The organism is Sorangium sp. So ce590, from assembly GCF_051521365.1.
GTDB lineage: Bacteria > Myxococcota_A > Polyangia > Polyangiales > Polyangiaceae > Sorangium.
The window spans coordinates 640160-652714 of the sequence record NZ_CP150346.1; the positions used below are offsets into that span (position 1 = coordinate 640160).

The window sequence follows — 12555 nt, forward strand, 5'->3', positions numbered from 1 at the left end:
CCGGGGAGAGCTCAGGGCGTCTCGATCTCGTCACACGTGAAGACGAGGCCGAGGCAGTTGCCGCTCGCGCACTCCCCGTCCTCGTCGCACCGCTCGCCGGCCGCCCGCTTGCAAGCGCCCTGGCCGTCGCAAACGTTGACGTCGCTGCAGTCCGCCCCGTCCTCGCCGCCGAGCGGGACGTTCGAGCACGTGCCCTCCGACCCCTCGACGTTGCAGGCCTGGCAGGCCGAGTCGCAGCCGGTGTCGCAGCAGACGCCGTCGACGCAGCTCCCGCTGCCGCAATCGGCCGCGTCCGTGCATTCCTCACCGTTCGCGGCCTTGCACTCGCCCATGGCGTCGCACGCCTGCTTCTCCTCGCAGCCGAGGCCCGGTGTGCCTGCCGGAGCCAGCGCGCAGGTCGCCGCGTCGTCGTCGCAGACATGGCACTTCGCGCACTGCGTGTCCTCCGAGCACTCGGCGAAGCACGCGTTGGCCTCCTGATCGCAGGCGAACGTCTCGCACGACGTCGCCTCGCCGGGCACGCACTCCACCTTGGTCCCGTGGCAGGTGCCGCGGGCTGTCTGGACGCCCTCGGAGCACGTCGCCTCGCCGCACTCGGCCTCGGCCTTCGAGGGGCCGCACGTGCCGTCCTCGTCGCCCGACGCCTTGAGCTCGGCGGTGCAGGCGTCGCAGTCCTCGTCGCAGGCGGCGTTGCAGCAGACGCCGTCGGCGCAGGAGCCGCTCGCGCAGTCGTCCTCTGCCTTGCACGCCTTGGCGATCTCGCACTGCGGGCAGGTGGGGCCACCGCAGTCGACGTCGGTCTCCTCGCCGTTCTTCGTACCGTCAGCACAGCCGTTGGTGACGCCGTCGTCCCCCGGGATGCGCGAGCGGTCGACCGTGGCGATGAGCTCGCAGCCCATCCCGAGGGTCGAGAGCGCGCCGGCGCAGAGCGCCATCGCGAGAAGGTACTGGTTCTTCCACATAGTAGTCCCCTTAGAAGGTAAACCGCGCGGCGGCGCCGCCGCCTGTCGGGCTGACGAACGGAGTGACGAACGCCTTCTTCGTCACGCTCGAAGCTGCGGCCTTCGGCTCGGCCGTCGCGTCATCGGTGAGGAGCAGGACCGCGCCGGTGACGCCGAACGTGAGCGCCACAGCGAAGGACATGTCCGAGATGAGCGCGAAGCGGTCGACGCGATCCGCGGCGTCGGTCGTCGGTCTCTCGTCGAAGTCGCCCTTCGCGCTGAGCGCCTGGATGCCGAAGATCGTCCCGACCACGACGCCGGCGCCGGCGAGCCCGAGGGTCACGTAGGCCGGCACCCGAGAGCGCGGCTCGACCGCCGGTGCAGGCGGCGGCGGCTGAGCCGGAGGCACCTCGGCGGCGGGCGGCGGGGTCGGAGGCTGCGCCGGCGCCGCAGCGACCGGCTCAGGCGCCTTCGGCGTCAGCGCGACGCTGACCTCGCGCGTCTCGGCGAAGGTGACCTCGAGCTCCTGGCTCGCGTCGGCGAACCCCTCGGCCGAGACGGTGAGCGTGTGCTTGCCGGGCGGGACCGAGAGCTCCTGGCCGGTCTGGGCCACGCCGTCGACCGTGATCTTGAGTCCCTGCGGCGCCTCCGGAACGGTCGCGACCTTCACCTTCGCCGGCGTCTTCTTCAGGGACTCCACGCGCCCCTGCGCCTCGGTGATCTTGTCCTTGAACTTCTCGGCGTCCGGCTTCGAGTCGAGGAACGACTGCCACGCCGCGACCGCCTCGGTCACGAGCCCCTGCCTGTCGAGCGCGAGGGCGAGCTTGTACTTCGGCGCGGCGCCGGGCACGTGCTCGTCCGCCTGGCGGTACAGGTCGGCCGCGACGGCGTACTCGGCTTTCTCGAACCTGGCTTCGGCTTCCTTGTAGAGCTTCTTCGCCTCGTCCTTCTTCTGCTTTTCCGTCAGCGCCTTCTTCGGCTTGGTGATGGTCACCTTCGCCGCGGGCTCGGCGGCCTTTCCGGGCGCCGCCGTCGCGGGCGTACCGGCCGCAGGCGGCGTCGCGCCGGTCGCGGGCGGCGCTGCGACGGGGGGAGCCGCCTGCGCCGCGGCTGCGGCGGGCTTCGCAGGAGCCGGCGTCGGCGCGGCCCCGGCGGGCGCCTGCGCAGATACCGGGCTGACGTTCGTCAGCGTCAGGAGCCCAGAGACCATCGCCGCCGAGGTCAACATCGTCAGCCGGCCCGATCGTGAACGCATACCGTAAGCCCTCCTCCGCGGATAGTGTCGCGTGGGCGCCCACTTAATCCTTGAAGGCCGCTTTACACAAGGGTTTTCGCGTTCGTTGCATCGCGCGCGCCCTCACGTTCGCGGCGCCGGCGCCCCGGTTCGCCCGCGGCGTCTCCGGACATCAAGGCTCGTCGCCTCGCTCCAGCCATGCAGGGAACCGAAGCCTCGCCTCCAGGCCAAAGCCCGAGGTGGCCTGGCGCATTCGCGCGGCCCGCTCGGCGCCTCGAGGGAGGCTCTCGCGGAGCCGCCGCAGCGCCTCGATGTAGCGCCCGAACCGAGGATCCGAGAAGAGCGCGCTGAGGTCCTCCCGGATGCGCCGTATCGTTCCTGGGCTGACGCCGTGGCTGCTGAAGCTCATGGTCAGTCCGGAGGCGGAGACCACCGAAGGATTGACGAAGCTCGACACCTCCGGGCGATCCAGCGTGCAGACGAGGCGCCCGGCGTCCGCGAGCTCGCGATGGAGGCGCCGCGAGAGCGCGTCGTCGCCCGGCGCGAGGAACACGATCGCCGCGCCGGCGAGGTCGCCGTCCACGAACGGCCGCCGGTGCAGCTCGAGCCGCCCTTCCCGGCTGGCGCGCTCGATCGACGCGTCGACCTGCCCCGGCGCGACGACGGAGACGCGGGCGCCCGCCGAGAGGAGCCGCTCCACGGTGTAGGGCACCTCGCCATCCGCGCCGATGACGAGGGCCCGCCGGCCGTTGAGATCGAGCGCGATGGGAAAGAGGCGCATGAGGGTGGAGTAGACACGAACGGGGACGGCCGCGCAGCGATTGTAGACCGGCGGGCGCGGCGCGCGTGACGGCGGGCGAGCTCGCCGTCCGCGCGGCTCAGCGGCTGGGGGGGCTCTGGGGCGGCGGGGGAGGGCTCGGCGGCGGAGCTGGCGGGAGGAAGGCCTGCGTGCGAAACGCGAGCTTCCTGTCGGCGTTGCCGATGCGCGTCACGAACAGGCCGACGAAGGAGCCGAACAGCGAGTCGCCGGGCCCGATGGCGGTGGAGCCGGGCGGGCGGGTGACCCACCGCTTGATGCGATCGAGCATCTCGGCGCTCATGGGGTTCACCTCGACCAGCACGGCGACGAAATAGCGGCTGCCGTCGCGGACGAGGGATCGCTCGACGAGCGGCAGCTTCCGCGCTTCAGCGCAGTTGCGGAGCACGCCCTCGACGTTGATCGCGACCGTGCTCGACGGACTTCCCGCCTGGATCAGCTGGATCCGGAACACCTCGTCCCAGAGGTCATAGACGATCCGGCAGCTCTTGGCGGCGAGCGCGACGGGGTTGCCCCCGCTCTCGTGGAAGAGGTAGCCGCGCATCGTGATGACGGTGGGGAGCCCGCTGAGCAGCTTCTTCGAGATCTCGCCGTCGACCACGTCGCGGAAGCCGACGGTGAGCTGCACGATCGTCTTGTCGAGCGAGAGGCTCGCCACGCGGATGGGCAGCGCGGCCGGCGCGCCGAGCCCCTGCTGCGCGTCTGCATCCGCGATCTCCTTCGGCCCCTGCCGGCCCTCCGCTCCGCCGGGCCCCTCCTGGGCCGCCGATCGGCGCGCGCCGAGGGGGAGCGCCGCGAGCAGCGCGATCCCGAGCCAGCGCGCCGCGGCGCGACCTGCGCCCGGGCAAATCATTTCCGCTCACCGCGCCGCGCTGGGATCAGCCCGAGCAGGTTCGAGAAGGCGAGCGTCACGCCGCCGATCGCCGTGTCGACCCGCAGACCGAGGTTGTAGGTGATGTCCAGGGGCACGCGGGCGAAGCCCTCGTATCCGGTCGGCGCATCGGTGAGCTCGCGGCGGGTCGCCAGCCCGTACAGGCCGGCGGCGCCGAAGAGGTCGACGCCGTAGATCGAGCCACGGCCGGCATAGACCGGGATCCGGTACTCCGCCTCGAGCTTCGCGGCGAAGTCCCCGTACCGGACCTCGATGATGTCCGTGCCGAGGAAGTTCGGCGGCTGCCTGCGATCGGGGGCAAGGTCGAGCAGCCGATCCGGCAGGAGATCGGTGAGATCGCCGACGTAGAATTTCTCGAAGAAGGGCGCGTCCCCGGCGACGGCGCCGACGAACGCCTCCACGCGGAGCACGTGACGCAGCGGGAGGCGGAACCAGCGTTGCGCGGCGAACTCGAACTTCTGGTAGCCGTAATCGCTGCCGAACGGCGGGACGCCCACGGTGACCGAGACGGAGGCGAGCGTGCCTTGCGTCGTCAGGAAGGGCGCGTCGCGCGTGTCGTAGTCGATCGCGGCGCGCAGCGACGAGAGCACCGTCTTGCCGCCCAGGATGTCGAAATCGATGGGCTCGCGGCTGTTTCCGCGCATGTGCGAGGCGACCGTGGGCACGGTCGCGTCGATCTGCTCCAGGTGGTGGTCGAGCGACAGCCGCGAGGCGGAGGAGACGTCGTGGCCCGTTCCGAGCGTCGCGCCGAAGCGCTTGTAGGCGACGACCGCGTATCCCGTGACCTCCCGCTGCTCGAGCAGCGGGGACTCGAACGCGACGTCCCGGTTGCCGAAGAAGTCGCGGGCGTCGTTGTAGAGCACCGTCACCGCGGCCGACCAGCGGGTCCCGACGAACGCGGGATCGACGAAGCGGGTCCTCAGGGCGAGCTGGTCGGCCGCGAGGCCCACGCCGGCGCCGAGCGTGATCCCGGTCCCCGCGAGGTTGGTCTCGGCGACCTGCACGCCGGTGAACGCGGAGAGCGGCCGCGCGTTGCCTGCCGTGTCCTCGTCGGCCGCGATGCCGAGCCAGAGATCCTGAACGACGAACGTGTTGCGCTCGACGACGTCGATCACGAGCGTCGCGCTCCCGCGCTCGGCCCCTTTGCGGAGCGACAGCCCGATCGAGGTGAAGAACCCGGTGCCGAGGAGGCGGTAGCGCGTGAGCTCGATCCCCGGATCCTCGACGTCGAGCACGTCCCCCGCGCGAAACCTGACGTAGCGGAGGATCACGCGCGCGGCGGTGCGCACGTTGCCTCGGATCTCGATGCCATCCAGGGTGTACCGGACGCGGTGCCTCTCCTGGGGCGTCGCGCCCGCGGACAGCCCGGCCGCGCGGGGGCGCGCGGCCGGGTGAGGTGCCGGTTCCGGCGCCGCGGGCCCTGCACCGGCGGCGTCCTCCGCGCCTTGACCGAGCGCGCGACCCGGGTGCGACCCCACGAGCAGCGCGCTACAGAGCGCGAGGAGCGCGCGGCGGAGCACCGGGGGCAGGGGAATGGCGGGGGAGCGTGAGGAGCTCCGGAATCGAGGAGGATTCACAGGATCCCTGCGACACCGCCGGAGCCTCCTGCGACTTCAGCGACGCGCCCTTCGACGACGCATCGTTCAACGGCGCACCGTTCAGAGACGCACCGTAGCACGATCGACTCCTTCTCCGGCGGGCTCGGCCGCGTCGAGCTCGACCACCGGCGCGGCGTCCTCGGCGACGGTGCCCGGAGGGGCATGGCGCGACGGCGTCCCGCGGCGGATCCGTGCCGCCGCAGGCTCGTGCTGCTGCCGCGGTGGCTCGCGCGAGGTCGGGGCGGCATCGGTGTGCTCCGCCAGCACGAGCAGGTCCAGCCGGGCCGGTGTCGGCTCGATCAGGTGATCGGCCGCGGCGAGCAGCAGCGTCCGGACCTCGGTCCGGACGATCGCGTCGCGCGTCCAGCGCGCGCCGGCGCTCGCTGCGATGGCGCGGGCCAGGAGGAGCTCCGCGCGGCCGCGCACGTCCGCGGGGATCCAGTCGGCGATGAGCGGATCCGCGAGCGTGGAGAGCGTCCTGCGCAGCGCGGTGATGCGGCGCGGGCCGAACCGCTCCGGCGCGCGCGCCGCGTGGTGCGCGAGGCGCAATGCCCCGCGGAGCGCGCGCCTCGCCGCCGTGCCGACCACGGCGCCGCGCACGGTGAGCCGCTCGCGCGGCGCATCGAGGGCGCGCAGCACCGCGGCCAGCGAGAGCCCTCCCGCGATCACGAGCGCCACCGTCGCGGCGGTCGCCTCGACGCCGTGCAGCTTCCAGCCGCCGGTCGCCGCGACGAAGGCGCAGGCGGCCACGAGCAAGAGCCCCAGCGAGCCCAGCGCGCCTGCCGAATGCGAACGGTCGCGCCAGGAGCCGCGTTCGCCCTGGATGAGCCGGGCGTAGCCGTCGGGCGCGATGAGCCTTCCGCCGCTCGGGATGAGGCCCACCAGGGCTCGTCGCGCCGCGCGCCCGAGGCCGACCTCCAGCGGGCCGAGCTCGACGCCGGGCGGCTCACGGAACGGGCTCACGCCTCCAGGATAGCCCATCCCTCGCCGGCGCGGAGGGCGCGCCGCGGAGCGGCGACGGCGGTGGGCGCGCTTCGTCCGGCGACGCGGCGCGCGACGAGCGCCCGGGTCGCCAGCGGAGCGCCGCGACGGATTGCGCCCGCTTTTCACGGTCTATACCCTCGGCGCGTGAAGAGCATCGCCGTCTGCAGCCTCGCTCTCGCCGGCGCCGCCGCGGCCGGGGCGATCCTGATCAGCAGCCCCGGTTGCAGCGATACGGTCTCGTCCGTCTGCGATGGGCTCTGCGACTGCTGGCAGTGCAGCGCTTCCGAGTACGAAGAGTGCGTGGACGACGTGGAGGACGCTGTTCAGAGCGCCGAGCGGAGGGGCTGCCCGGAGGCGGCAGACGCCTTCATGCGCTGCGTCGACGCGGACATCGAGTGCATGAGCGACAGGAACGCTGCCGAGCCCACGCGCTGCGAGACAGAGCGGGACGCGCTCGCGACGTGCGGCGTCAGGGTGCCGGTGCCCTTCCTGAGCCCCCTCTGCGAGCGGGGCGTGCAGAGGGTACAGGACTGCGGGGGCGTGGTGTTCGAGCCCGAGCCCGCCCCGTGCGCGGGGCCGTCTCGATGCACGTACGCGTGCTATGCGATAGCGACCTGTGACGAGGTGCTGTCCGGCCGCTCCCGGCAGCTCGACGAGTGTATCGTGCGATGCCTGGGGGACATGCCTCCGCCCGGGCCGTCGCCGCGCTGAGGCGGCGACGCCCGGCGCATCACGGCGCTCCCGCCCGGTCCTTCTGCGCCCGCAGCGCCTTCTCGACGAGGCCGCTCGTGCCCATGCGCGCCGCGAGCGCGGCGAGGACCGCGCGCAGCGGAATGCCGCGCGACGCGAGGCCGACCAGCAGGTGGTAGATGACGTCCGCCGCTTCCGACGCGACGCGCTCGTCGCTCTCCCCGGCGATCGCCTGCGCGAGCTCGCCGGCCTCCTCGCGCAGCTTCGCGCCGATGAGCGGCGCGCCGCCGTCGAGCAGCTTCCGGCTGTAGCTCTTCGTCGCCGACGACGTCTTGCGCGCCTCGATCTCCCGCTCGAGCGACTCGAGCAGCGCGGACGCGTCCTGGCCCTCGTCGGCGGCCTCCGGCTCGCCGTCGCCGCGGGCGTCGACCTGCCGGAAGAAGCAGCTCGCGCTGCCCGTGTGGCACGTCGGGCCGTGGGGCTCGGCGAGGATCAGGAGCGCATCCCCGTCGCAGTCGGCGTGGATGCTGGTCACGGCGAGCGTGTTGCCGCTCGTCGCCCCCTTCTCCCAGAGCTCGCCGCGCGATCGGCTGAAGAACGTGGCGCGCCCCGTCTCCAGCGTCCGGGCGAGCGACTCCCGCGTCATGTACGCGAGCATCCGGATCTGTCCCGTCAGCCGATCCTGCACGACGGCCGGTATGAGCTTGCCCTCTCCGAATGCGATCTTCACAGCCTATGCCTCTCCGTTGGTGTCGGGCGCCTCGGCGGCGTCGCTGCGTTCGCGGGCCGTCGCCCGGTCTCCGTCCTTCTTCGCGCTGCCGCGCCTGGCCCGCGACGGCTTGTCGCCGGCCTCCGCCGTCGCGCCCCGCTTCTCGCTCGGCGTGCCGTCCTCGTCCTCCCCGTCGTCCGTCGCGTCGTCCTCTTCTTCGTCGTCAGCGGCGACGGTCCGGCTCTCCGGGAGGTTGAGCGCCATCGCCTGCTCCGGGTGGTCCAGGGCGGCCTTGTAGTAGATCGCGAACGCGATCGACGCGGCGAGCCCGGTCGCCAGCGCGACCGCCTGCGAGGTCGAGTACTGGAGCGACGTGGACGCGCCGAACGTCTCGGGTTTGAGGGCGAGGTACAGGGCGACCGCGGGGATGAAGGAGAGCACCTGCGTCACCTTGCGCGCCACGTTGTCGCGGATCACGTGCGAGAACCCGATCGTGTACCCCACGGCGAAGACGACGAGGCCGGCGGGGAGCAGCACGTGCTCCGGGAGCGTCGGCGGGATCGAGCCGCGCTCCGCGTCGTCCCGCAGGAGCTCGAGCAGATAGCGGCAGACGCCGTAGGCGAACGTGAAGAGGAGGAAGATCTCGCCGCGGAACTTCTGTCGCCGGCGCGCGAGGAGCAGGAGCGCGAGCAGCCCTGCGCCGACGAGCGACTCGTAGATCTGCGTCGGGTGCACGGCGAGCGACGCCTCGGAGGTCGGATCCAGCCCGCGCTCCTTGACGTGCTGCACCCACGCCGGGGACCCGCTGCCGTGGTCCAGCGTGCCGTCGGCCCAGTGCGGGAACGTGCCGAGCTTCTTCAGCCAGGCTGGCGCCGTCTCGCCGAGCGGCCGGCCGAAATCGCAGCCGAAGAGATAGCAGCCGATGCGCGTGATCATGAGGCCCGAGGCGAGGCTCGGGACGGCGACGTCGGCCCAGGGGAGCAGCGGGAGGCGATGGGAGCGCAGGAACAGGTACGAGCCCAGGAAGCCGCCCAGGAAGCCGCCGTACGCCACGAGCCCGCCGCGGCGGATGTCGAACATCGCGCCGAACGAGTCGAACTCGTCGAGGTTCGTGAGGATGTAGAGCGCGCGCGAGCCGAGGACCGCGGCGAGCGCGGTGACGACGTAGCAGTTGGCCATCGTCTCCTTCGGCAGGCCGTCGCGCTCCGCGAGGCCGAGCGTCAGGTACCAGCCGACGACGAGCGAGAGGCCGAGCATGACCCCGTAGCTGTAGATGGGGATCGGACCCAGGGTGTAGGTCTGCTCCTTGAACTGGGACGCGAGCACAGCGAGCGCGACGCCCGCGATGCCCGCCGCAGCCGCGCCTGGCCTGTTCTTGCCGACGAGCAGCCCGATCGCGCCCGCGAAGGCGATGCCCGCAGCGATCAGGAAGACCCAGAGCAGGGGCACGGTCCAGACGGGCAGCGGGACGCGGAACAGGATGGGATGCATGGCGCCTCTCCTTACGCCTGCGATTGGGGACCATCAAGCGCCGTCTCTCGGGCATGACGCGGCGAGCCAAGGCGCTCGCGGACGCTGGTCCAGCCGCATCGGGCGGTCGCGATGCGCCCGGGCTGGCGCGCGGCGCAGCTCCGTCCCCGATCCCGGCGACGGCGTCCGCGAGCGGCCTCGAAGTCCGCGCGCGCCGCTGCTAGCATCGATTCCGTGCTCTCTGGCCGTGCCACCGTCAGCGTCTTCGCCGTGCCTGGGCTGCTCGTGAGCGCGTCGTGCATCCCCGAGGGGCCGGCCACCGTCGACACGAGCACGCGGCCAGCCGGGACGGTCGCGACGTCGGCGTCCGCGTCGACTGCAGGGGGCGTTCAGGGGACGCCGCGTGCGGGCGTGTTCGAGGACGATTTCAACCGGTCGACGCTCGGCCCCGACTGGAACGCGCTCAGCCCCAAGTGGAAGATCGAGGAGGGGCGGCTCTGCGTCCGCGGCGCGAGGAATCGCGGCGTGTGGTTGAAGCGGCCGCTGCCGGAGAACGCCCGGATCGAGTTCGACGCCATCGCCGAGGCTCCCGACGGCGATCTCAAGGCGGAGCTCTGGGGCGATGGACGGAGCGGAGCGACGGCGGCGAGCTACACGAACGCGACGAGCTACCTCGTGATCCTCGGCGGATGGAAGAACACGAAGCACGTGCTCGCCCGTCTCGACGAGCACGGCGCAGACCGCCTGGAGATCGACGTGGATCCGGAGAGCGACGACGAGCGCGCGCGCCCGGTCGCGCCGGGGCAGCCGTATCGCTTCCGGATCGAGCGTCACGACGGCAGGACGCTCGCCTGGTCGGTCAACGATGTCGAGTACTTGGAGCTCAACGATCCCGCGCCGCTCACCGGCCCGGGGCACGAGCACCTGGGCTTCAACGAATGGGATGCGCCGGTCTGCTTCGACAACCTGCGCATCACGCCCCTCTAGCCGCGATGGAATCGAGCGAGGTCGAACGGGAGCTTGGGGAGCTGGAGACGCGCATCGAGCGGCTGCGCGCGCTGTATGAGCAGTACTTCATGGGGATCGAGCGGCTCGAGCCGCTCATCCCGCGCAAGGACGTCGAGCGCCGCATCTGGGTGATGCGGCGGGAGCAGATCAGGAACACCGGGCTCCGGTTCAAGTTCCAGATGCTGATCCAGCGCTACAACACGTTCCAGCAGTACTGGGGCCGCATCTCGCGGGAGATCGAGAACGGGACGTACCGTCGCGACGTCATCCGCGCAGCGAAGCGGGTCGGAACGAAGGAGGCGCTCACGATCGTCGGCCGGAAGCGGGCGGAGCGCTACGCGGAGCTCGCCGAGCAGCAGGGGGCAGCGCACGAGACGGTGCGCCGCGACGTCGGCGACGACCACGAGGAGATCGACGTCGACGACGAGGCGGTCACGCTGGCGCCCCCGCCTCTGCCCGCCGCGCCGGCGGCGCGAAAGCAGCCGCTGGCCACGCGGGCCGCCGAGGAGGTCCTGCCGCGCGAGGCCGTCGCGCCGTCGACCGTGCCGGAGGCGTCGAGCGCGGCTCCCGCCGTCCCACAGGTGCGCCCCGCGCTCGTGCCGCCCGCCACGCCGCAGGCGGCGGCGGCCGTGAAGCCCGCGCCGCTGGGCGGGTTGCCCCGGGGGCTCGGCCTGACCAGGCCCCAGCAGAAGCCGCCGGAGGTCAAGCCGGCGGAGGCAAAGTCGACCGAGGCATCTGGAGCGGGGACCAGGACCGCCGCGCGCTCCACCGCCGACCGGAATCAGCCTGCGGCGGCGGGCGCCAGCCGCCAGCGACTGGCCGAGCTCGCGGCGGAGATGCGCGCTCAGCGCTCGCAGAGCGCCAAGAACGGCGACGCAGCGGCGGTCGCCGCCGGGCCGCCGGGGGCCTCGACGGACATCGCATCTGAGCCGCCGTCCCCTCCGCCGAAGCGACCGCCGCCTCCGCTCCCCATCAAACCTCCGCGGAGCCCTGCCGCAGCGCCAGCAGCCGCAGCGCCAGCAGCCGCGGCGCCAGCAGCCGCAGCGCCAGCAGCCGCAGCGCCAGCAGCCGCAGCGCCAGCAGCCGCAGCGCCAGCAGCCGCAGCCCTGGCAACCACCGCGGCGGTGGTTGCCGAGGCAAGGGGCGCTGGGGCGAGGCGGCAAGAGCGCGCGCACTCGGAGCGTCCGCCGCCGAGCCGGCGCCGTCGCTCCACCGCGCCGCCTGCAGCGGACACCGGCACGGCAGGCGGAACTCGGCACGCGTCCTCGCGCCCGCCGGACGCCGCGCGCGCCGGCCTCGACGTCGCGAAGCGCCCGCGGCCCGGGCCGCCCCCGCAGCGGCCTGCCGCGCGCGACGATGAGCTCCCGGAGCAGCGTCTGCGCCAGATCTACGCGAAGTACGTCGAGACAAAGCGCGCCGCGCGGGAGTCGACGGCCGGCGTCACCTACGAACGCCTGGCCGAGAGCCTCCGCGCGCAGGCCGCGAAGCTCCGCGCGACGAACCCGGCCAAGTCGGTCGACTACGATGTCGTCGTCAAGGACGGCAAGACGCTGCTGAAGCCGATCCTGAAGTAGCCTGACATCGTCCCGCAGCCGGACGTCGCCGGGCAGGCACAGGTGGCCCGGGCGGGCGCGACCAGCCAAGAAGCGGGCGGGCGCGCACACGAGACCCACCGCTGCGAGCTTCAGGAGCTGAGCTGGCTCCAGGAGCTGAGCTGGCCGGCGGCACCCGGCCAGCTGTATCGCCCCGGAGAGCGCTCGCTACGTCAGATGCCTGGATAGATGAGGTTGTTCGGGCGGATCAGTGCTGTGCGACCCGGCGCCAGAGCTGCGGCAGGCGCTGGATCCGTGTGGGTACCCCGGCCTCCTCCTCGACGAAGAGGATCGCACAGGCAGTACGGTCGGCCTCTCGCATCCTCGCGCACAAGTCGGCCAGGTCATCGTCGGCGTCCACGACGTCGGCCTCGGCCGGCTGGGAACAGCCTTGCGCGTATTTTACATTGTCAAGGGCGATCCATCGCCCAGCAAACTCTTCAGAACGACATATGTCTCGCCACGTCATTCGAGGCGCGGCCAAACGAATCTTACTGCCCATTTCCCGTGAGCGACCTTCTCCCCCATGTTCCAAAGTCAAGCGCCGACCTACTAAGTCAGATCGTGGCGTTCACTGAACTTTCAGAACCATCAGGGCAGGATCTAGCACCGGTCAAAAT

At 72.2% G+C, this 12555-nt stretch carries 11 protein-coding genes; 3 read left to right on the forward strand and 8 right to left on the reverse strand.

Features of this window, described 5'->3' with window-relative positions; all coding sequences use genetic code 11:
* Positions 1-11: 11 nt before the first annotated feature.
* The 6 genes from WMF28_RS02435 to WMF28_RS02460 form a co-directional block, all read right to left on the reverse strand.
* A complete protein-coding gene (locus WMF28_RS02435; RefSeq protein ID WP_437600411.1) occupies positions 12-962 on the reverse strand; it encodes a hypothetical protein in 951 nt (316 codons plus the stop codon).
* Positions 963-972: 10 nt separating this feature from the next.
* Positions 973-2196: a PEGA domain-containing protein gene (locus WMF28_RS02440; protein ID WP_437600412.1), complete on the reverse strand. Its 1224-nt coding sequence runs from the start codon at positions 2194-2196 to the stop codon at positions 973-975.
* Between the two features lie 151 nt (positions 2197-2347).
* The gene (locus WMF28_RS02445) at positions 2348-2956 is read right to left on the reverse strand and encodes a precorrin-2 dehydrogenase/sirohydrochlorin ferrochelatase family protein (protein WP_437600413.1); all 609 of its coding nucleotides are present in this window, start codon (positions 2954-2956) and stop codon (positions 2348-2350) included.
* A 97-nt stretch (positions 2957-3053) separates the two neighbouring features.
* Positions 3054-3845: a hypothetical protein gene (locus WMF28_RS02450; RefSeq protein WP_437600414.1), complete on the reverse strand. Its 792-nt coding sequence runs from the start codon at positions 3843-3845 to the stop codon at positions 3054-3056.
* Positions 3842-5404 carry a BamA/TamA family outer membrane protein gene (locus tag WMF28_RS02455; RefSeq protein ID WP_437600415.1) on the reverse strand — a complete coding sequence of 521 codons (1563 nt, stop codon included), beginning with the start codon at positions 5402-5404 and terminating at the stop codon, positions 3842-3844. The genes WMF28_RS02450 and WMF28_RS02455 overlap by 4 nt, the downstream gene beginning before the upstream one ends.
* A gap of 138 nt (positions 5405-5542) precedes the next feature.
* Positions 5543-6445, reverse strand: a complete 903-nt coding sequence (locus WMF28_RS02460) for a hypothetical protein (protein WP_437600416.1) — start codon at positions 6443-6445, stop codon at positions 5543-5545.
* Positions 6446-6610: 165 nt separating this feature from the next.
* Here WMF28_RS02460 and WMF28_RS02465 point away from each other — a divergent pair, with 165 nt between their 5' ends.
* Positions 6611-7177, forward strand: coding sequence for a hypothetical protein (locus WMF28_RS02465; RefSeq protein ID WP_437600418.1), 567 nt, complete (start codon positions 6611-6613; stop codon positions 7175-7177).
* A 19-nt stretch (positions 7178-7196) separates the two neighbouring features.
* On the opposite strand, the gene hisIE is transcribed toward WMF28_RS02465, so the two are convergent.
* On the reverse strand, positions 7197-7886 hold the full coding sequence (hisIE, locus tag WMF28_RS02470; protein ID WP_437600419.1) for a bifunctional phosphoribosyl-AMP cyclohydrolase/phosphoribosyl-ATP diphosphatase HisIE: 690 nt from the start codon (positions 7884-7886) through the stop codon (positions 7197-7199).
* Between the two features lie 3 nt (positions 7887-7889).
* Positions 7890-9356, reverse strand: coding sequence for a prolipoprotein diacylglyceryl transferase (locus WMF28_RS02475; protein ID WP_437600421.1), 1467 nt, complete (start codon positions 9354-9356; stop codon positions 7890-7892).
* 213 nt (positions 9357-9569) lie between these two features.
* Here WMF28_RS02475 and WMF28_RS02480 point away from each other — a divergent pair, with 213 nt between their 5' ends.
* A complete protein-coding gene (locus tag WMF28_RS02480) occupies positions 9570-10322 on the forward strand; it encodes a hypothetical protein (RefSeq protein ID WP_437600422.1) in 753 nt (250 codons plus the stop codon).
* Positions 10323-10327: 5 nt separating this feature from the next.
* On the forward strand, positions 10328-11917 hold the full coding sequence (locus tag WMF28_RS02485; RefSeq protein ID WP_437600423.1) for an MXAN_5187 C-terminal domain-containing protein: 1590 nt from the start codon (positions 10328-10330) through the stop codon (positions 11915-11917).
* The last annotated feature ends 638 nt before the right edge of the window (positions 11918-12555 follow it).